Genomic DNA, 19,133 nt, shown 5'->3' on the forward strand with positions numbered 1-19,133 from the left:
AAATTGATATAAGTCCGTCTTTTATCATTCCCGATGATATTCAAATTCATGGCGTTCGATTCGTAGCCCTCCAAGACTCGCCGCAGACTCCGCCCATCCACAAATCCGACTGGCGGAGTCACCCATGGAACAGCAGCACAAGAACATCTGGATATTCCCCCTGGCCCTCGCTGGCGCCCTTGCCCTCAGCGGCTGCGAGCAGGCTGCGCAGACCCAGGCACAAATGCCTGCGCCCAAGGTCAGCGTCGCTGAAGTCATCGAACAACCGATCAATGAATGGGACGAGTTCACCGGTCGTCTCGAAGCGCCGCAATCCGTCGAAATCCGTCCACGCGTTTCCGGTTACATCGACAAGGTCGCCTTCGACGAAGGCACCCTGGTGAAAAAAGGCGATCTGCTGTTCCAGATTGATCCGCGCCCTTTCCAGGCTGAAGTCAAACGTCTCGAAGCCCAGCTGCAACAGGCCCGTGCCGGCCAGGCTCGGGCTGCCAACGAAGCTCGCCGCGGCGAGCGTCTGCGCCAGAGCAACGCCATTTCCGCTGAGCTGGCCGATGCCCGTGCCAGCGCCGCCACCGAAGCACAGGCGCAGGTCGCGGCGATTGCCGCCGAGCTGGAAAACGCCCGCCTCAACCTTGGCTTCACCCGCATTACCGCGCCCATCGAGGGTCGCGTCAGCCGCGCCGAGATCACCGAAGGCAACCTGGTTGGTGCTGGCGAAAGCCTGCTGACCTCGGTGGTGTCCACCGACAAGGTCTACGCCTACTTCGATGCCGATGAACGCGCCTTCCTCAAGTACATCGAGCTGGCTCGCCAGTCCGGCGCCGACGCTCGGGGCGCCAGCCCGGTGTATCTCGGCCTGTCCGATGAAAGCGATCATCCGCACCAGGGCAAGCTGGACTTCCTCGACAACCAGGTCAACCCACGCACCGGCACCATCCGTGGTCGCGCCGTGTTCGACAATCAGGACGGCCGCTTCACCCCTGGCCTGTATGCCCGTCTGAAGCTGGTGGGCAGCAAGTCCTACTCGGCCACCCTGATCAAGGATGAGGCGGTCGGCACCGACCTAGGCAAGAAATACGTGCTGGTACTGGGTGACGACAACGCAGTGGCCTACCGCTCCATCGAGCTGGGGCCGAAGCTGGAAGGTCTGCGCATCGTCCGCAGCGGCCTGAGCAAGGGCGAGAAGATCGTCGTCAATGGCCTGCAACGCGCCATGCCCGGCTCTACCGTCGACCCGCAGCCGGTTTCCATGGCCGATGACAACACCCTCGAACAACTGGCTCGCATGCGCCAGGCCGTCGACGGTAGTCAGGCACCGCGTATCGCCGCCGACCACATCGACGCTCGCGCGCCGCGCGGCTGATCACGCCTGCGCGACTTGAGGAAAGACCCATGAATTTCTCGCAATTCTTCATCCTGCGGCCGATCTTCGCCGCGGTGTTGTCGCTGCTGATCCTGATCGGCGGCGCCATCTCGCTGTTCCAGCTGCCCATCAGCGAATACCCGGAAGTAGTGCCGCCGACCGTGGTGGTACGTGCCGATTTCCCCGGTGCCAACCCCAAGGTGATCGGTGAAACCGTCGCCTCACCGCTGGAGCAGGCGATCGTCGGCGTCGAAGGCATGCTCTACATGTCGTCGCAGTCGACCATCGACGGCCGCCTGACCCTGACCGTGACCTTTGCCCTCGGCACCGATCTGGACAACGCCCAGGTGCAGGTGCAGAACCGCGTCACCCGCACCATGCCGACCCTGCCCACCGAAGTGCAGCGCCTCGGCGTGACCGTGGACAAGGCCTCCCCCGACCTGACCATGGTGGTGCACCTGACCTCGCCGGATCAGCGCTACGACATGCTCTACCTGTCCAACTACGCCGCGCTCAACGTCAAGGACGAGCTGGCGCGCCTGGATGGTGTCGGCGACGTACAGCTGTTCGGCATGGGCAACTACTCGCTGCGTGTCTGGCTCGACCCGAACAAGGTGGCCTCGCGCGGGCTGACCGCTACCGACGTGGTCAATGCCATTCGCGAGCAGAACCGCCAGGTCGCCGCCGGTGCCCTCGGTGCGCCACCTTCGGATGCGGGCAACAGCTTCCAGCTGTCGATCAACACCCAGGGCCGCCTGGTCTCCGAGGAAGAGTTCGAGAACATCATCATCCGTGTCGGCGACAACGGCGAGATCACCCGCCTGCGTGATATCGCCCGCGTCGAGCTGGGTTCCAACCAGTACGCCCTGCGCTCGCTGCTGAACAACCAGCCGGCCGTGGCCATCCCGGTATTCCAGCGCCCAGGCTCCAACGCCATCGAAATCTCCGACTCGGTGCGCGAGCGCATGGCCGAGTTGAAGCAAAGCTTCCCTCAGGGCATGGACTACGAGATCGTCTATGACCCGACCATCTTCGTACGCGGCTCCATCGAGGCAGTGGTGCACACCCTGCTCGAAGCCATCGTGCTGGTGGTGTTGGTGGTGATCCTGTTCCTGCAGACCTGGCGTGCCTCGATCATCCCGCTGGTGGCCGTACCGGTCTCGCTGATCGGCACCTTCGCGGTCATGCACCTGCTCGGTTTCTCGCTCAACGCCCTGTCGTTGTTCGGCCTGGTACTGGCCATCGGGATCGTGGTGGACGACGCCATCGTCGTGGTGGAAAACGTCGAGCGCAACATAGCCCTGGGCAAGTCGCCGCTCGACGCCACGCGTCAGGCCATGAAGGAAGTGACCGGCCCCATCGTCGCCACCGCCCTGGTGCTGTGCGCCGTGTTCATCCCGACCGCTTTCATCTCCGGCCTCACCGGGCAGTTCTACCAGCAGTTCGCGCTGACCATCGCCATCTCCACGGTGATCTCGGCCCTCAACTCGCTGACCCTGTCGCCTGCGCTGTCGGCCATCCTGCTCAAGGATCACCACGCGCCGAAAGACCGCTTCTCGCGCGTGCTCGACAAGCTGTTCGGCGGCTGGTTGTTCGGCCCGTTCAACCGCATGTTCGAGCGTGCCAGTAATGGTTATGTCGGCACCGTACGCCGTGTACTGCGCGGCAGCAGCATCGCCATGCTGGTCTATGGTGGCCTGCTGGTGCTCGGTTACCTGGGGTTCGCCAGCACTCCGACCGGTTTCGTGCCGCAACAGGACAAGCAATACCTGGTGGCCTTCGCCCAACTGCCAGACGCGGCGACGCTGGATCGCACCGAAGCAGTGATCAAGCGCATGAGCGAAATCGCCGGCAAGCACCCGGGCGTGGAAAACACCGTGTCCTTCCCCGGCCTGTCGATCAACGGTTTCACCAACAGCCCGAACAGCGGCATCGTCTTCACTCCGCTGAAACCGTTCGACGAGCGCACCGATCCGTCGATGGGCGCCAATGCCATCGCCGCCGAGCTCAACGCGCAGTTTGCCGATATCCAGGATGCCTACATCGCCATCTTCCCGCCCCCGCCGGTACAGGGCCTGGGCACCATTGGTGGCTTCCGCCTGCAGATTCAGGATCGTGGCAACCTGGGTTATGACGAGCTGTACGTGCAGACTCAGAACATCCTCAACAAGGCCCGCCAGTTGCCGGAACTGAACCCGATGTCGGTGTTCACCAGTTACCAGGTCAACGTGCCGCAGGTCGATGCTGCCATCGACCGGGAAAAGGCCAAGACCCACGGCGTGGCCATCAGCGACATCTTCGACACCCTGCAGGTGTACCTGGGCTCGCTGTATGCCAACGACTTCAACCGCTTCGGCCGTACCTACCAAGTCAACGTCCAGGCCGACCAGCAGTTCCGCCTGGAGCCGGAACAGATTGGCCAGCTCAAGGTGCGTAACAACCGTGGGGAAATGGTGCCGCTGTCGACCTTCGTCAAGGTCGATGACAGCGCAGGCCCGGATCGGGTGATGCACTACAACGGTTTCCTCACCGCTGAGATCAACGGTGCCGCCGCCCCGGGCTACAGCTCCGGCCAGGCCGAGGCCGCCATCGCCAAACTGCTGGAAGAGGAACTGCCAATCGGCATGACCTTCGAGTGGACCGATCTGACCTATCAGCAGATCCTGGCCGGCAATACCGCGATCTTCATCTTCCCGCTCTGCGTGCTGCTGGCCTTCCTGGTGCTGGCTGCCCAGTACGAAAGCTGGAGCCTGCCTCTGGCGGTGATCCTGATCGTGCCGACCGTTCTGCTCGCCGCCATCACTGGGGTGATCCTGTCCGGCATCGACAACAACATCTTTACCCAGATCGGCTTGATCGTACTGGTGGGCCTGGCGTGCAAGAACGCCATCCTGCTGGTGGAGTTCGCCAAGGACAAACAGGAGGAAGGCATGGATCGCGTCGCCGCCGTGCTGGAAGCCTGCCGCCTGCGTCTGCGCCCGATTCTGATGACTTCGATCGCCTTCATCATGGGTGTGGTGCCGCTGGTGCTTTCCACCGGTGCCGGTGCCGAGATGCGCCATGCCATGGGCGTGGCGGTGTTCAGCGGGATGATCGGCGTGACCTTCTTCGGCCTGCTGCTGACCCCGGTGTTCTATGTACTGATCCGTGCCTTCGTCGAGAAACGCGAAGCGCGCAAAGCCGCCCGTCTGCAGGAGTCGCATGCATGAAAGCCTTTGCCCCCGCCCTCCTGACCCTGGCACTGTCGGCTTGCGCCGTCGGCCCGGACTATCGAGCGCCCAGCACCGAACCAGCGCGCATTGCCGCGCTGGAAGCAGCCGATTACGACCGCAGCCGTTTCGAAGCCACCTGGTGGCAGCAGTTCGACGACCCGACGCTGAACCAGCTGGTACAGCGTTCGCTGCAGGACAACCGCGAACTGCACGTGGCCTTCAACCGTCTGCGTGCAGCGCGGGCAATCCGTGATGACGTGGCCAATGACCGTTTCCCCACCGTTACCAGCCGCGCCAGTGGTGAATTCGGCAAGGCCCAACAACCGCCAACCAGCGATGAACGCATCCGCCAGGAACGCTACGACCTGGGCCTGGACATGGCCTGGGAAGTGGATCTGTTCGGCCGTATCCAGCGCCAGCTGGAAGCCAGCGAAGCCCGAATCGAGCTTGCCGAGGCCGACTACTACCAGTTGCAGGTCAGCCTGATCGCCGAACTGGTCGACGCCTACGGCACGCTGCGTGGCGCGCAACTGCGCGAAAGCATCGCTCGCGAGAACCTGAAGAATCAGCAGGACTCGCGCACCATCACCGAGCAACTGCGTGACGCCGGCGTCGGCAACGAACTGGACGTACTACGCGCTGATGCACGCCTGGCGGCCACCGAAGCCAGCCTGCCGCAGTTACAGGCACAGCAGGTGCGTGCGCAGAACCGCATCGCCACCCTGCTCGGCCAGCGCCCGGAGCAGTTGCAGGTCGACCTGACGCCCAAGCCGTTACCGGTGATCGCCAAGGCGCTGCCGATTGGCAACCCGGCCGAATTGCTGCGCCGTCGTCCTGATATCCAGGCGGCCGAGCGTCAGCTAGCGGCGGCCACCGCTGAAGTCGGTGTCGCTACCGCGGATCTGTTCCCCCGCGTCAGCCTGTCCGGTTTCCTGGGCTTCACCGCCGGCCGCGGCTCGCAGTTGGGCGCATCGGCGGCTCGTGCCTGGGGCGTCGCACCCAGCATCAGCTGGGCGGCATTCGACCTGGGCAGCGTGCGAGCGCGCCTGCGCGGTGCCGAAGCCGAGGCCGATGGCGCACTCTCGCAGTACGAGCAGCAGGTACTGCTGGCGCTGGAGGAGTCGGAGAACGCCTTCAGCGATTACGCCAAACGCCAACAACGTCTGGTTGCTCTGGTGCGCCAGGCCGAAGCCAGCCGTGCAGCAGCCGACCAGGCGGCGATTCGTTATCGCGAGGGTACGGTGGATTTCCTTGTGTTACTGGATGCCGAACGCGAGCGCCTTTCTGCCGAGGATGCCCAGGCCTCGGCCGAGGTGGAGCTGTACAGCGGCATCGTCGCCATCTACAAGGCGCTGGGTGGCGGCTGGCAACCGCAGGCCTGAGCCTTTCCCCCCTTCGATTGGCAGTTACTTGCAATCGAAGGGGCATTCATGAAATTGTCATATTTCAGCTCTTCGAAACATTTCTTGGCTGGCATTCCTGTCCAGTCACTCAGTATTTATCAATGTTGCGGCATGGAAATCTTCCTGCATGCCTACAAATAATTAATCGTTCATTGCATAAGCCATACATCGGATTGCAGGGATTTAACTTGCCTTGCAGATGGCATCAGCTATAACTTTTCAGTCCTATGGAAACTTACCTAGCCAACAAACATTAAAATGCCTTTCTTATCACTCACAGGTGTTTTAAATGCATGAATTCTTGCACGGTCGTACCGAATAAAACCGTGCACATTAGGTGCTTCCGGTAGGTAGACTGCAAAAGCCAAGAAACAACCTGCGAGCGCTGTACCTGCCTCTCAAGGGCAAAGGAGTTCGTATGCTGGGTTCGCTTGACCATCCCAGACGTCTGTTGATCGTGGAAGCTGTAAGCGATTGCGAACGACTCATTCCCGAGCTGCAAACTAATAAGTGGTTGGTCGACCACGCCGACCTGACTAGCAAGATCGAGCCGGTTTATGATGTGTGCGTCATTTGCCTACAAGCACATCACCTCGATTATCTGGAACGGATAAAACAACAGATTCGTGACAGCCAGACCGAGTGGATAGCGGTAATGAGTGACAGCCTGCGGCGTAATACTGAGCTGGCAAATTTCATATATGAATGGTTCTTCGACTTTCATACGCTTCCTTTCGACTCATCCCGTCTGCATTGCACATTAGGCCGCGCTTCAGGCATGGCTCGCCTGTATCGTCGTATAACCAAGCCCCCAATAACCGTTGGGGACTTGTTGATCGGGCAAAGTCAGTCGACTCAGGCGCTGCGTCGATTGGTCGACAAGATTTCTCCAAGTGATGCCTCAGTCCTCATCACGGGTGAAAGCGGCACCGGCAAAGAGCTGGTTGCGCGTCGCCTGCACAACCAATCTCGGCGGGCCACTGGCCCTTTCGTGGCGGTCAACTGTGGCGCCATCTCCGAGCACTTGATCCACTCCGAGTTGTTCGGTCATGAAAAGGGAGCCTTCACTGGCGCCAATCAACGCAAGATGGGCCGCATCGAATCGGCGGAAGGCGGGACTCTGTTTCTCGACGAGATAGGTGACCTGCCGCTGGAGATGCAGGCAAGCCTGCTGCGTTTCCTCCAGGAAATGACCTACGAGAGAGTTGGTTCCAGCAAGAACATGACGGCCAACGTACGTGTACTGGCTGCGACCCACATCGACCTCGAGGCGGCCATCAGTGCGGGGCGGTTTCGCGAGGATCTCTATTACCGCCTGAATGTGCTGCAGATCCAGACAATCCCCCTGCGCTTGCGCAAGGACGACATTGCCTTGTTCGTCGAACATTTCTCCCGCCAGTACGCCACCGAAGCAGGCCGTCGTCCGCGGAAGTTCAGCGAAGGCGCAATGACGGCGCTGTTGAGCTATGACTGGCCTGGAAACGTGCGGGAGCTGGCCAACCGTGTCAGGCGTGCCCAGGTTCTTGCCGAGGGCCGTCAGATAGAAGCGCACGATATCGGCCTGGCCGTAACGGCATCCACGCCCTGTCGCCCGCTGGAAGACTACCTGCTGACTGCCGAACGCCAGGCGCTCGAAGATGCCCTGACGCATTACTCGACCAACATGAGTAACGCCGCGCGCTCACTGGGCGTGTCGCGGCCGACCTTCTACCGGTTGCTGCACAAGCACCAACTGCGCTGACACGAGCGTGTCAGAAGTAGTAGGGGAACTTGATGCTGAACGAAAAATCCGGCGCATCGGGTGTCAGTCCGATCGACAGGTTGGGCACGATGGTCAGCTTGTCGCTCGCCGCGAAGGTCATGCCTATGTTGAAATACGCGGCGTTGGCATCGCTGCCTGTGATGGTCTGCCAGCCCTGCCCTTCAGGTTTGATCCTGCTGCGTTGGCTGATCAGCTCACTGAACGACATCGACATGCTTGCACGTTCGTTGAGTGCGAACGCGACCCCCAGGCCGAACTGAAACCAATTACCCAGATCCACCTTGCCCGGTACTTTGACGCCGCGCTGCGGGCTGATGTCGTCATAGCTTTCCTCAAGGTTGTAGGTGTACGAAAAGTTGCCAAACACCACGGTGGGATCGAGGGTCTTGACCAGCGTGATACCTGGCGTGATGGACCATACACCATTGCCTGTTGGCAGATCTTCCGGGATGCTCAGGTTGTCGTTCCCAGCCACGCGGTCGAGTTTTATCCCGTAGGGTTCGACCCCGGTCGGCGCCTTGGCCCTCAAACTCAAGACGACGTCCGGCCGGCCTTCGTCTTCATCCAGCAACTTGTACGCGATGCCCATGTTGACGTCTCCGAGGCGGGCATCACCTGTCACGGTTGCCTCACTGACCGAGGTGCTGGAGCCGCCAGCGCCTGCCGACTGGTAGGTGCTTTCCCGATAGATCCACGGCGTGTTGATATCCAGCTGCCAACGTTGTGCCCAGTTGTAACGGCCGGTCAGATCGAACGTGAAGGTGTCGGCATTGATCTGATCCACGCCGATGTTACCGAGGAAGATTGCATCCAGGGCCAGAAAACCGTTGAGGAACAGCTGGCGTGAATCGTAGTGGCTATAGGTGATTCCCGGCTCGATGCTGAAGGTACCGCCGCCGAAGAAGCCGCTCGCCTCCTGATAGAGGTTTTCCACGCTTGCTGGAGGTTCGGCATTGTCTTTCAAAGCAGTTCCGTACCCGGCCGAGGCTTCTGCACTGGCCATTTGGGTACTGCGTGACAGCGGCGCAGAGCCGCTGCCTGGCGCCGCCCTGCCCTCGATCTGGCGCAGCCGCTGCTCAAGTACCATCAATGCATTCTGCTGCGTTTGGTAACTGGCCCGCAGCGCTTGCAATTCCTTCTGCAGGGCCTCGACCTGAGCATCGTCGGCCGCAAGAGCCACCAGACTGCAACAGAAGCTCATACTGAATGTGACGAAGACGCCATATGCTGAGCGCATATACCGGATCCTTGTGCCACGTGGACACCTGTCAGTAGCCATGAGGGCGCAAGGCCCGAATTTGCTCGATGCAGTTATCGAGGTTGAGATTTCGTGGGTTGTCACGCAGCGCGACGTTCAGCGCTGCCAGGTTCCGGACATCGTTCAGGGTGCCGGAGATATTGGCGTGTTGCGCCACGCCTCCACCGATTTGCTGGCTACTGGAACCCTGCCCCTGGCTGGCATTCAAGGCGATGCTAATACCGCCGGCGCGAGTGCTGATGTGAACCAGGCCCGCTGCATTGCTGAAATCCTGGCTGCCGCTCCAGGGCTGCGCATCGGGATCGACAGGAGTATCGCCATTGCCAGTCGTGATGCGTAGCCGCAGATCATTCAGGCCGGTATTGAGATCACCGGCCGTGCGCACGCTTTGCACGATGCCCTGCACGTTATCCAGGCCAGCACCACCGGTGATGGTGCCACTGCCCCCGCTGACGCTGCCGTTACCATCTCCGGCCGAGCTGATCTGGCGTACATGGAGCGATGGCTGGAGCTGACCGCTGGCCACGTTCAGCGCCACCTCTGCGCCGATGACCTGGCCTGCACCGTTCTGCCAGGTCGAAGTCATCACCACACCGAAACTGATGATGCGATCCGGCAACACATAGCGCCCCCGCAGTTGCGCCAGTTCCTGATCACTGACCTCGACGGGCTGGAACAACGCGCTGGCGCCAACCGGCAGACTGGCAACGAGAATGCTCGCCGCTAGCCATAATTTGGTATGCATGGCCAACCTCCTGAGCAATGAGCCCTAGTTGGTTAAAAGAAGTCACTCTGGATGAAACCGAACTCCATCAGTTCGGCGTCCCTGACGGGGCTGAAGTGATCGATGCGGTGCTTGGTCGTCAGCGGTTCCGGTGGTGTCAGCAGCGCATTCTCGCGGTCGTAGCCAGGGCCGATCAGCGCGAAGACGATACCGTTCCATCCCTTGCTGAACTCGCTGAGCCCCATCTTCTTGTGCCCCAGCACCGGATCGCCGATATAGACGTAGCCCCGGTATGTACGCTGCAACACGACGAAGTGCTTATATCCGCGAACATCAAGCAGGACGATGGCGGGAATCTTGATGCTGTCCAGTTGTTCGGCAGCGATGCGATAGCCACGCGCCCGCAGTCCCAGCGTGGCGGCGTAATTCTTCATGTCGAGCATGGAAAACCCCTGAGTGCGTACCTGATCGGCATCCGCACTGGCCAGCATGCCCCTGATCACATCCTCTTCGCGCAACGCCAAGCCGTAAGCCTGGTTGAGAATCGTCGCCATGGCCGCGGCACCGCAGCTGAAATCGGTTCGTTGCTCGACCAGATTGGAAAAACGCCGCTCACGGATGCTCTCCACCTGTATATGGGCCAAACCACCATTGGGCAGCACGGCAAGGCGTAGCTCTGCAGCACCGGCCAGCGAACAGAGAGCCAGGCAAAGGCAGCAGGTAAAAAATCGAGATCTGGAGCCGAACATGGTGCCTCCAGCAGAAGGAGGCGGCGCTATCGATACAGAACGGCAGCGCCGCCATTTCCCTACTGAGCTACACAGGCGTTGCAGCCGGCGGCGATAGCCAGGCTGTTGCTTTGCTGATTACCACCACCGGCGGCAATGTTGACGCCCACGTTGCCCGAGGCATTGGCCAGCGAATCGCTCAGGCTGGCGTTATTGACCACCGGAGTCTGTGGAGTGCGCGGGTTATAGCCGCCACCGCCGAATCCGAAGCCACTGGCTACAGTGGGCAGGGCTGCATCGACCTCGAACACGTCGCCAAGCTTGTTCTCCGTCTCGTTGCCGCTGGAGGTCTGGGTAATAGTCGACGCCGCAGTAGCGACCAGGGCGTTCTCCGATGCTGCGATCGACATGTCGTTTTTCTGTTGGTTGTAGTTGCCGGCCGCAACGTTGATCGCAACGTTGCCGGTCGCATCGTTGGCGCTACCCAGCACACTGGCATTGTTGGGGTTGCCGTAATTGGTCAGGGTGTTGTTATAAGCCTGCTGATCCACCCCAATGCTGGCACTGGCACTGCTGGAGGCGAGACCTCCGAACACGAACGCGGCATCGGCGGTCGCAATGGCTGCGGCATTGGCCTGCTGGTTGTTGTCACCGGCGGCCACGTTGACACCGACGTTACCCGCTGCACCATCCAGCGATCCATCAATGCTGGCCGTGTTCTTGGTCTCGTTGTTAATCACGTCGTTGCTATGGTTGATCTGCGTATCGTCGACGCTCGCATTGGCGCCATTGGGGTTACCGTAGCCACCTCCGAAGCCTTCGGCCTGGACAGTGGTTGCCAACATCGCGGCCAGAGCAAAAGCCAGAGGGCTTAGCAGTACTGAGTGTTTCATGGTGTTCTCCTTGCGGTTTTGGGAGTTGACCTTTGTTGCGGCAGGGCTCAATCCACAACCCTGATGCTGAGGTGATTGGCAGAACGGTTGCCAATACCAGCACTCTGGTTCAACTGCACCACGCCACGGCTGCCGGCGAAGGCCTCGTTGCTCATGTCAACGCGACGTTCTCCAGCCGGGATGGGTACGGTTGAAACTGAATCGTTGGGGCGCGTTACGCTCTGAGCGAGCACGCTGTCATCCAGACTCTCCGGCGCGGCAATCAACGCCACGCTCGCAGAATTGATCTGCTGGTTGGCCATACCAGCGGCCTGGTTGACGCCGACCATTCCACTGCCATTGCGGAAGGAGTCGCCCGTGATGGAGGCCTGGGCATCAAGCGGCGCCGCATGCTGGGGCAGCTTTTCCTGCCGTTGCACGATCGTGTTCGTCGACACGCCATCGACGCCCACCGCGAGGGCACGAGCGTTTACCTGCTGCTGCAGAAGGCCAGCAGCCTGACTGACACTCAGGTTGCCCTGATAGGCCTGGCCGCTGGCGTCGATGCTGGCGCTCATGCTGTCGGCCTGCACCGACAGGCTGAGCAGCAGCACAATGGAAAACAGCAAATGCTCACGCATGTCAGCGCCCTCCTATGCTCTGCAAGGGGCGCAAACCCTGTTGCACGCTGCGATTGACCTGATCGGCAATGCCGCTGCTGCGTGCACCTCCTGAATGGCCCGAACCGAGAACGGGAATGCCTTGATGCGTAGCAGCAGGAATCGGTGTGCCGAAGCCTCCCTGGAGCAATCGTTGTGGAAGTGCCAGGCCGCTGGAAACGCCGGCGAAGTCGCTGTCACCGAGTTCGCCAGTGAGTCCGCTGGCGATACTGCCGGGATTGACCACGCGCGGATGTGGATCCGGGACTATCGGATTGACCGTGGCGACGCGCGTCTGCACGTCGCGGCTGATGACCACATCGCCCTCGCCTGCCTGAGCCAGGCCAACCAGCAGCGCGGTGACCATGACCAATATGCGGCAATCCAGCTTCATGCTTGGCATCCTCTCAAGGGTGTCGCTCAACGAGCACACCGCCCAGGAGGACAAAGCACGGCTTGGGCCAACAGTTATTTATGCTTGGGGATCAATCACTTATAGAAAGGACTTAAACCACACGCGTGCGTTTTGTTAAGCAACTGAGACAGCCCGAGCAGCGCAAAACATCCGAGAAACGCGTCGCGACCGCTCAAGCAAGAGGGTTCATGCCAGAAACGTGGGAGTGTTAAGCGTCTGATGCAGATCGAGCCGATGCAGCGCCATCTGCTAGCCGAGCACATCAATTGGCAAGGGCGTATGACCCCTGTAGCTGGCACGTAGACCGCTAGTTCGCGAACGGCCCCTGCACCTGGCTAGCCGACCTCGACGCGATTACGCCCCAGTGCCTTGGCGCGATAAAGCGCAGCATCGGCCCGCTGCAACAACGTCTGCAGGGGAAGCTCGGCATCGGCCTGCATGGCTGTTACACCGACGCTGATACTGACGTGGCCAAGGGGCGAGCGAAGGTGTGGCAAGGCCAGCGCCGCCACTGACTGCACCAGCTTCTCCGCCATGCCCTGCGCACTGGACAGGCTGGTGGCTGGTGCCAGAAAGACGAATTCCTCGCCGCCATAGCGCGCCACCAGATCGCTGGAACGACTGATGGTCGCAGCCAGCGTATGCGCGACCTGTTGCAGACAGCTGTCACCTGCCAGGTGTCCGTAATGGTCGTTGTAGGCCTTGAACCAGTCGACATCCACCACTGCCAGGGCCAGCGGCTCGCCCATTCGCTGGGCACGTTTCCACTCCTTGGCCAGTACCTCGTCGAAATGACGACGGTTGGCTATACCGGTGAGAGCATCGGTCAGGCTCAGTGTTTCCAGTCGACTGTTGAGCACCTGCAACTCTTCGGTTCTTTCGGCCACCCGCTCCTCCAACTCGCGCTCGGAGCGTTGAAGGCTTTGCACCAGTTGCTCCTGGGTCTGCAACAACCTGGCCTGCGCCTGGAGCTTTTCCTGGCGCATGACGTTGATGCGGTCGGCCAGGGCGAAGGCCAGCAACAGCATCTCCAGCGACGAGCCGATCTGCAGGCCGTCTTCCGTGAACGCGTTGGTCGGCAAGATACCCAGCGCACGCAAGGTGGTGGTGGCGCCACCGAGAATCAGCAGGCCGAAGGCGGCCAGGAAGAAGTAGGCACTGCGTTGTCGCTTGAGGGCGCAAGCCAGGCCCATGCCCATCATCACAAAGGCGGTCAGCAGATAGACCATGATGGCCACTCGTGAAACCTGCGGCAGCGCGGTGGCATAAATCAGCGGGGAAACCAGGTACAGGGCCACCAGCGCCAGCAAAGCACGGTCGACCCGCGGCAACAGGCGCGCGGTCTGCAACATGGCGCGCATGAACAGCAACATGCCACTCAAAGCTAGCGAGGCTCCCGAGTAGTAGGCCACGTTGGAGTTGAGCGGCAGGCCAGCCAGCGTCCAGTCCGGCGCCATGCCGTTCTTGATCGTCAAGGCACAGACGGCGCATAGCACGAAGGTCACATAGAGCAGATAGATCCGCTCGCGCAGGGCAATGAACAGCATCAGGTTGAACAGCATCATCGCGATGGCGATGCCCATGTAGCCGGCGCGCGCCATGTAATCCTCGCGCTCATAGGCATGGAAGGCATCGACCGACCAGAGTTGTAGCGGCACCAGCAGGCCGATGCTCGACTCGACCCGCAGGTACACGACCTGTTGTGAATGTGCCGGCAGACTCAACGGAAAGACGAAGTTGCGGTTGTCATAGGCCTTGGCCGTCTGTGGCCGATCCGCACCGGTGAACCAAGCCCGATAACCGCCCTGCTCGTCCGGGATATGCGCATCGACGATGGAGATTCGCGGGTTTTCCACTACCAGCAAACGGGTCACGGCATCAGCACTGGAATTGCCGAGTTCCAGGCGAAACCAATAGGCCGAACGGGTAAAGCCGAGGGCGAAAGACGCGCTGCTGGACTGTTCATAACGAAATTGCCCGGCCATTTCGGCGGAACGGACATCTTCCTGTGTCAACGTCCGCGAGGTGTCTTCCAGTATTCCAACATGGGTCGTCAACGACAGGGGTTGCTGACTCGGTTGTGCGATATCGAGTTGGCGACTATCGGCCCATGTCGGCAATGAAAGCAGCAACAGGCCCAGCAAAAGCCAGGAAGAGAGCCGAAGACGGTAATGGGCATTCATTGACAGGTATCGACTGGGGCTCGGAGGAGCCCCGGCTCGCGCGTGATCACGGGGAGCCAGAGTCTACAAGACAAGCTCTGGCAGCGGCAAAATCACAGCAAGGCGATGCCAATCAGCGCGGCCAGGACGAGGAGAGAGGCCAGCGCCACGAAATAGGCAAGAGTACGCCAGGGTTGCCAGCCGCCCAGGTACATCAGCGTATGTGCGATGCGTGCGCCGGTGAAAGTGACGAACACCGCGCTGGTCGTTTCAATCGGCGCCTGCAATACCACGGCAAGAGCGCCGAGCATGAAAAACAAGGGAATGTTCTCCAGATCGTTCGTCCAGGCCTTGGCTGCCCGCTGTACCTGTGGCATGTCCTGCGCGTGCACCTCGCGGCCGAAGAAGGCAGCATCCTCGAGGTTGGCGAACGCCCGATACCTGAGGCGGAAATACCCCTGGTAGCAGGAGATCGCCAGCATCTTCAGAAAAAGCGCCAGCACGCACAGGCTATACAGCTGTAAGAGATCGCTCACGCCCGTGTCTCGCTCAGTCGCTCGCGGCAGAAACCTTCAACCACGAGATACAACAGCGGGCCAATCGAGACGAAGATGGCGGTAAGCAGCAGGTACGGCAGGATCGAGAACAGCGAACGCCCCTTCGCGCGGGCATCCCGGTACATCCAGATGCAAGCCATGCTGCCGAGCAGATAAAGGTCGATGACCACTTGCGCCGTATCGGGGCGCGACAGCAGTTCCAGGCCGAAGGCTATCAGTGACTGCTTGGCAACTGCCATGCTCCAGGCCGTATAGGCAGCGAATGCCAGCAAGGTGATAAGTGCGAGGTAAGGCTTGTTCATGCGCGGCTCCTGATCGATGGCCCGCGCAAGTTAGTGCTATCGTCGCCGCTGGCTCAATGACCTGTCAGGTCATAGACACCACATCCCCCGCACGATCAGAGTTTGCGCATGAATGCCCGCCTGTCGCCTCGAACCACCACCCCTGTCACGGCCGGACTGCAACTGCTTCAGCTACGCCGCCTGGCCAGCCTCAGCCAGCTCGACCTGGCATTGCTCACCGGTGTTTCCCAGCGTCACCTCAGTTGCATCGAAACCGGCCGCGCCAAACCAAGCCCCGCTACCCTGCATGCCCTGTTGATGGCACTGGAGGCGCCGCTGGAACAATGCAACAGCGTGTTCCTGGCTGCCGGGTATGCACCGCGCTATGCTGCGTCGCCGCTCGCCTCCCCTTCGCTGGAGGCGATTCGTGGCGCCATCGGCCATGTCCTGCAAGCCAACAATCCGGCCCCGGCGATCGTGCTAGGCAGCCAGTGGCAGGTACTGGCTGCCAACGCCAGCACTGCCGCACTATTCGGGCTGCTGGGGCTGCCTACGGACGCCGCCGATGAGCTGAATCTGCTGGTCACTCTGTTACAGCCGGGAGGCCTCGGCGACCATCTGCTCAATGCCGAAGAAATCCGTACCGTCGCCTGGCAACGCGCCTCCCGCGAAGCGCTGGAAAATCCGGAGTTGGCCACGCTGCTGGCCAGCCTTCCGACACCATCCGGACCAGCGTCGCTGAGCAACGAATTCCCGCCACTGGTGATGACGCGCATCGACTCGCCTGAAGGGGAACTGAGTTTTCTCTCCACCTTCACCACCTTCGGCATGCCTCTCGACATCACCGTGGCCTCGCTACGCATCGAACACTTGATCCCGGCCGACCCACTCACCTGGCAGGTCATGACCCGGGCCTATGAACGTTCGCTGGTAACCCCGTCATGAATGCACAGATCAGCGCTGCCCTCGCTCTTTTGCAGCAGCACCTGGGCGATGACTTGCTGGCCGTACACCTCTACGGCTCGGCCGTGGCCGGTGGCCTGAAGCCTGGCAGTGATCTTGACCTGCTGGTAATGGTCAGTACGCCGCTGAGCGAGGCCGTGCGCCGCAGCCTGATGCGGGCATTGCTGAACATTTCCGCCTGGCCAGCCACCGAGCACTTGCGGCCGCTGGAGGTTACGGTACTGAACCGAGACGCCGTACTGCCCTGGCGCTACCCCGCGGAGCGCGAGATGCAGTTTGGCGAGTGGTTGCGCGACGATCTGAACGCAGGCCGCATCGAACCGGCCATGACAGACCACGACCTGGCGATTCTCATAAGCAAGGCCCGCCAGCACAGCATCTGTCTGTTCGGCCCACCGGCAACAGAGTTGTTCGAACCGGTGCCCGAAGCCGATCTGCTCCGTGCACTGTACGATACCGTCGCACAATGGAATCAACCGGACGATTGGCTAGATGATGAGTGCACCGTGGTACTGGCCCTGGCCCGCATCTGGCTGACGCTGAGCACTGGCGAGATCGCCGCCAAGGATGTGGCGGCCGATTGGCTACTGGAGCGCCTGCCCGCAGAGCATCGACCTGTGCTGCAAGCTGCGCGGGACATCTACCTGGGCACGGTCGAGGATGATCTGGCCCAGCGCCCACGGGCACTGGCAGGCTTCATCGGCTACGCCCGCCTGCAGATCGAACGGCTACGCACGAGTTAGCCGGCCTTCAACCCCTTGTGGAGACACTCATGACACCGGATCAGATCGCTGCCTTTTGCCTCGCCCTGCCGGGTGCCCGCGAAGATCTCAAATGGGGCAGCAACCGGGTGTTTTCGGTAGCGGGCAACAAGATGTTCGCCATCCTCGATTTTCTCGGTGAGGATCTGGCGTTCAAGGTCGATGACGATCTGTTTCTCGGCCATGTCGACCGCCCTGGCATTCGCCCTGCGCCGTACCTGGCGCGTGCCCGCTGGGTAAGCATGAGCGCACGCAGGTTACCGCTCGGCAACGACGAACTGCGCCAGTTGCTCACCCGTTCGCATCAGTTGGTGGTACGCCGGTTACCCAAGCGCCTGCAACCCGGGCTGCTACTGGACGAATAACGGAATGTGCCGGGCGATATAGGCGCCATCGAGCAGCAACAGGTCGACCCAGAACAACTGGTGCGCCGCGATGATCACCCAGAACAGTGCCTGATAGGACGCCTTGCGCGTCTTGTGACGAAAGGTCTGCTGGGCGATCAACGCCCCCGGCCAGCCGCCAGCCAACTCGACCAGGTGCAGGGTATTTTCCGATATGCGCCGGCCGCCATCCTGAGCGCTGCGTTTGTCCAACCAGTACTGCAGGAAGCTCGCCATGCTGGCGAACATGTATAGCGGCAACACCCAAACGACACCCGCGACCAGCAGTTTCTGCGCGCCCAGCAGGGGCAGCATGCACAGCGCGATCAACAGCAGGATCTTGCCGCCGAAGTTGCGAATAGGCCCGGATGGCTCGGTATTGCCTGCGGATGTTCTGGACGCCTTGCTCGGTGCCTTGCGTGGCTGTGGTGTTGCAACGGGTTTGGGCTTACGCCGGATGGCTGGACGATCCAGGCTTATCTCACCGGCCAGACGCAGGTGCTCGGCACGCGACCGGCCCTTCTCGTCCCGACCTTCCACATACAGCACCTGGTCACCTGGCACTGGCCGACGCTCACCGCGCATGGCCGAGATATGCGCGAATACATCGACACCACCCGACTCCGGCGCGATGAAGCCAAAGCCCTTGTCATCGTTCCAGCTTTTCAGTCGACCTCTACGCTCATTGCCAATCACGGTTGCGCGGTGCTCCAGTCGATCAAATGCAACTGCCAGGTAGCGAGAATGAGCAGACCGAAAGCGATGCGGTACCAGGCGAACACCACGTAGCTGTGGTTGGCGATGAATTTCAGCAGCGCGCGCACAGTCAGTATCGCCACGATGAAGGTGGTAACGAAACCGATGATGAAGATCGGCAGATCGCTCAACTGCAGGATGTCACGGTACTTGAACAGCGAGTATGCAGTCGCCGCAACCATGGTCGGCATGGCCAGAAAGAAGGAAAACTCGGTAGCCGCCTTGCGCGACAACCCGAACACCAGACCGCCGATGATGGTCGCGCCAGAACGGGAAGTGCCGGGGATCATGGCCAGGCATTGTGCCAAGCCGACCTTCAGGGCCAGGCCCCAGGTCATATCATCGACCGACTCGGCCTTGATGGCATGTTCGCGCTTTTCCGCCCAGATCATGATGATGCCGCCCACGATCAACGCGGAGGCCACGGTGATGGGGTTGAACAGCCAGTGTTCGATCAGGTTGGCGAACAATGGGCCGATGATCAGTGCCGGAATGAAGGCGATCAGCAGATTTCCGGTGAAACGCTGTGCCTTGCGCTCGCTCGGCAGGCCGCGCACCACACTGAAGATTCTGTCGCGAAACTCCCACATCACCGCCAGGATGGCGCCCAGCTGGATGATGATCTTGAATGCTGTAGCGGTTTCCCCATTGAAATCCAGCAGATCGCCCGCCACGATCAGATGCCCCGTACTGGAAATCGGCAGAAACTCCGTCAAGCCTTCCACTATGCCCAGGATCAACGCCTGAAAGGCCGCCCAGATATCCATTGACTCCCCCAACAAAAATCGCGACAAGTGCCGCTTGAAAAACAAATTGAAACATTGCCCGGCCCTGGGACATAGACGTGCTGTAGAGGTTCCTTGCAACGGTCTAA

At 60.9% G+C, this 19,133-nt stretch carries 18 protein-coding genes; 7 read left to right on the top strand and 11 right to left on the bottom strand.

Annotated features, from left to right (window positions below; genetic code table 11):
• The first annotated feature begins 124 nt into the window (after positions 1 to 124).
• The 4 genes from mexE (at position 125) to C7A17_RS23680 (ending at position 7,719) form a co-directional block, all read left to right on the top strand.
• Positions 125 to 1,363, top strand: coding sequence for a multidrug efflux RND transporter periplasmic adaptor subunit MexE (gene mexE, locus C7A17_RS23665; RefSeq protein ID WP_106741270.1), 1,239 nt, complete (start codon positions 125 to 127; stop codon positions 1,361 to 1,363).
• Between the two features lie 29 nt (positions 1,364 to 1,392).
• On the top strand, positions 1,393 to 4,572 hold the full coding sequence (locus tag C7A17_RS23670; protein ID WP_106741273.1) for an efflux RND transporter permease subunit: 3,180 nt from the start codon (positions 1,393 to 1,395) through the stop codon (positions 4,570 to 4,572).
• The gene (locus tag C7A17_RS23675) at positions 4,569 to 5,957 is read left to right on the top strand and encodes an efflux transporter outer membrane subunit (RefSeq protein WP_106741276.1); all 1,389 of its coding nucleotides are present in this window, start codon (positions 4,569 to 4,571) and stop codon (positions 5,955 to 5,957) included. Before C7A17_RS23670 ends, C7A17_RS23675 begins: the two co-directional genes overlap by 4 nt.
• A 439-nt stretch (positions 5,958 to 6,396) precedes the next feature.
• Positions 6,397 to 7,719, top strand: a complete 1,323-nt coding sequence (locus C7A17_RS23680; RefSeq protein WP_106741279.1) for a sigma-54 dependent transcriptional regulator — start codon at positions 6,397 to 6,399, stop codon at positions 7,717 to 7,719.
• Positions 7,720 to 7,729: 10 nt separating this feature from the next.
• Here the strand turns inward: C7A17_RS23680 and C7A17_RS23685 are convergent, their stop codons facing one another.
• The 9 genes from C7A17_RS23685 to C7A17_RS23725 form a co-directional block, all read right to left on the bottom strand.
• Complete coding sequence (locus C7A17_RS23685; protein WP_394337053.1) at positions 7,730 to 8,977, bottom strand: hypothetical protein; 1,248 nt, start codon at positions 8,975 to 8,977, stop codon at positions 7,730 to 7,732.
• Between the two features lie 31 nt (positions 8,978 to 9,008).
• Positions 9,009 to 9,743, bottom strand: a complete 735-nt coding sequence (locus C7A17_RS23690) for a hypothetical protein (RefSeq protein ID WP_106741281.1) — start codon at positions 9,741 to 9,743, stop codon at positions 9,009 to 9,011.
• A gap of 32 nt (positions 9,744 to 9,775) precedes the next feature.
• On the bottom strand, positions 9,776 to 10,471 hold the full coding sequence (locus tag C7A17_RS23695) for a C39 family peptidase (RefSeq protein WP_106741285.1): 696 nt from the start codon (positions 10,469 to 10,471) through the stop codon (positions 9,776 to 9,778).
• Positions 10,472 to 10,530: 59 nt separating this feature from the next.
• Positions 10,531 to 11,343 (bottom strand): hypothetical protein, encoded by an 813-nt coding sequence (locus C7A17_RS23700; protein WP_106741288.1) that lies wholly within the window; start codon positions 11,341 to 11,343, stop codon positions 10,531 to 10,533.
• 47 nt (positions 11,344 to 11,390) lie between these two features.
• Positions 11,391 to 11,963, bottom strand: a complete 573-nt coding sequence (locus C7A17_RS23705; protein ID WP_106741291.1) for an adhesin — start codon at positions 11,961 to 11,963, stop codon at positions 11,391 to 11,393.
• Between the two features lies 1 nt (position 11,964).
• Positions 11,965 to 12,375: a hypothetical protein gene (locus C7A17_RS23710; protein WP_234035844.1), complete on the bottom strand. Its 411-nt coding sequence runs from the start codon at positions 12,373 to 12,375 to the stop codon at positions 11,965 to 11,967.
• Positions 12,376 to 12,731: 356 nt separating this feature from the next.
• Positions 12,732 to 14,579 (bottom strand): sensor domain-containing diguanylate cyclase, encoded by a 1,848-nt coding sequence (locus C7A17_RS23715; protein ID WP_106741294.1) that lies wholly within the window; start codon positions 14,577 to 14,579, stop codon positions 12,732 to 12,734.
• Positions 14,580 to 14,671: 92 nt separating this feature from the next.
• Complete coding sequence (locus C7A17_RS23720; RefSeq protein WP_106741296.1) at positions 14,672 to 15,094, bottom strand: MAPEG family protein; 423 nt, start codon at positions 15,092 to 15,094, stop codon at positions 14,672 to 14,674.
• Positions 15,091 to 15,417, bottom strand: a complete 327-nt coding sequence (locus C7A17_RS23725) for a DUF2834 domain-containing protein (RefSeq protein WP_106741299.1) — start codon at positions 15,415 to 15,417, stop codon at positions 15,091 to 15,093. Before C7A17_RS23725 ends, C7A17_RS23720 begins: the two co-directional genes overlap by 4 nt.
• A 108-nt stretch (positions 15,418 to 15,525) precedes the next feature.
• On the opposite strand from C7A17_RS23725, the gene C7A17_RS23730 reads away from it, so the two are divergent.
• The 3 genes from C7A17_RS23730 to C7A17_RS23740 are packed head-to-tail and all read left to right on the top strand — an operon-like array spanning position 15,526 to position 17,485.
• A complete protein-coding gene (locus C7A17_RS23730) occupies positions 15,526 to 16,341 on the top strand; it encodes an MmyB family transcriptional regulator (RefSeq protein ID WP_106741302.1) in 816 nt (271 codons plus the stop codon).
• Positions 16,338 to 17,102: an AadA family aminoglycoside 3''-O-nucleotidyltransferase gene (locus C7A17_RS23735; protein WP_106741305.1), complete on the top strand. Its 765-nt coding sequence runs from the start codon at positions 16,338 to 16,340 to the stop codon at positions 17,100 to 17,102. The genes C7A17_RS23730 and C7A17_RS23735 overlap by 4 nt, the downstream gene beginning before the upstream one ends.
• A gap of 29 nt (positions 17,103 to 17,131) precedes the next feature.
• Positions 17,132 to 17,485 carry an MmcQ/YjbR family DNA-binding protein gene (locus tag C7A17_RS23740; protein WP_106741307.1) on the top strand — a complete coding sequence of 118 codons (354 nt, stop codon included), beginning with the start codon at positions 17,132 to 17,134 and terminating at the stop codon, positions 17,483 to 17,485.
• On the opposite strand, the gene C7A17_RS23745 is transcribed toward C7A17_RS23740, so the two are convergent.
• Entirely contained in the window at positions 17,471 to 18,199 is a 729-nt protein-coding gene (locus tag C7A17_RS23745) for a DUF1294 domain-containing protein (protein ID WP_106741310.1), read from the bottom strand. The two genes, C7A17_RS23740 and C7A17_RS23745, sit on opposite strands and share 15 nt — an antisense overlap.
• Positions 18,196 to 19,026 carry an undecaprenyl-diphosphate phosphatase gene (locus tag C7A17_RS23750; protein WP_106741312.1) on the bottom strand — a complete coding sequence of 277 codons (831 nt, stop codon included), beginning with the start codon at positions 19,024 to 19,026 and terminating at the stop codon, positions 18,196 to 18,198. Before C7A17_RS23750 ends, C7A17_RS23745 begins: the two co-directional genes overlap by 4 nt.
• Positions 19,027 to 19,133 lie beyond the last annotated feature (107 nt).

Source organism: Pseudomonas mendocina (assembly GCF_003008615.1).
Classification (GTDB): Bacteria; Pseudomonadota; Gammaproteobacteria; order Pseudomonadales; family Pseudomonadaceae; genus Aquipseudomonas; species Aquipseudomonas mendocina_C.

What these genes read in the sequence shown, in the direction of transcription:
- mexE (WP_106741270.1), top strand. Translation starts at nt 125, where the DNA reads ATGGAACAGCAGCACAAGAACATCTGGATATTCCCCCTGGCCCTCGCT.
- C7A17_RS23670 (WP_106741273.1), top strand. Translation starts at nt 1,393, where the DNA reads ATGAATTTCTCGCAATTCTTCATCCTGCGGCCGATCTTCGCCGCGGTG.
- C7A17_RS23675 (WP_106741276.1), top strand. Translation starts at nt 4,569, where the DNA reads ATGAAAGCCTTTGCCCCCGCCCTCCTGACCCTGGCACTGTCGGCTTGC.
- C7A17_RS23680 (WP_106741279.1), top strand. Translation starts at nt 6,397, where the DNA reads ATGCTGGGTTCGCTTGACCATCCCAGACGTCTGTTGATCGTGGAAGCT.
- C7A17_RS23685 (WP_394337053.1), bottom strand. Translation starts at nt 8,977, where the DNA reads ATGCGCTCAGCATATGGCGTCTTCGTCACATTCAGTATGAGCTTCTGT.
- C7A17_RS23690 (WP_106741281.1), bottom strand. Translation starts at nt 9,743, where the DNA reads ATGCATACCAAATTATGGCTAGCGGCGAGCATTCTCGTTGCCAGTCTG.
- C7A17_RS23695 (WP_106741285.1), bottom strand. Translation starts at nt 10,471, where the DNA reads ATGTTCGGCTCCAGATCTCGATTTTTTACCTGCTGCCTTTGCCTGGCT.
- C7A17_RS23700 (WP_106741288.1), bottom strand. Translation starts at nt 11,343, where the DNA reads ATGAAACACTCAGTACTGCTAAGCCCTCTGGCTTTTGCTCTGGCCGCG.
- C7A17_RS23705 (WP_106741291.1), bottom strand. Translation starts at nt 11,963, where the DNA reads ATGCGTGAGCATTTGCTGTTTTCCATTGTGCTGCTGCTCAGCCTGTCG.
- C7A17_RS23710 (WP_234035844.1), bottom strand. Translation starts at nt 12,375, where the DNA reads ATGAAGCTGGATTGCCGCATATTGGTCATGGTCACCGCGCTGCTGGTT.
- C7A17_RS23715 (WP_106741294.1), bottom strand. Translation starts at nt 14,579, where the DNA reads ATGAATGCCCATTACCGTCTTCGGCTCTCTTCCTGGCTTTTGCTGGGC.
- C7A17_RS23725 (WP_106741299.1), bottom strand. Translation starts at nt 15,417, where the DNA reads ATGAACAAGCCTTACCTCGCACTTATCACCTTGCTGGCATTCGCTGCC.
- C7A17_RS23730 (WP_106741302.1), top strand. Translation starts at nt 15,526, where the DNA reads ATGAATGCCCGCCTGTCGCCTCGAACCACCACCCCTGTCACGGCCGGA.
- C7A17_RS23735 (WP_106741305.1), top strand. Translation starts at nt 16,338, where the DNA reads ATGAATGCACAGATCAGCGCTGCCCTCGCTCTTTTGCAGCAGCACCTG.
- C7A17_RS23740 (WP_106741307.1), top strand. Translation starts at nt 17,132, where the DNA reads ATGACACCGGATCAGATCGCTGCCTTTTGCCTCGCCCTGCCGGGTGCC.
- C7A17_RS23750 (WP_106741312.1), bottom strand. Translation starts at nt 19,026, where the DNA reads ATGGATATCTGGGCGGCCTTTCAGGCGTTGATCCTGGGCATAGTGGAA.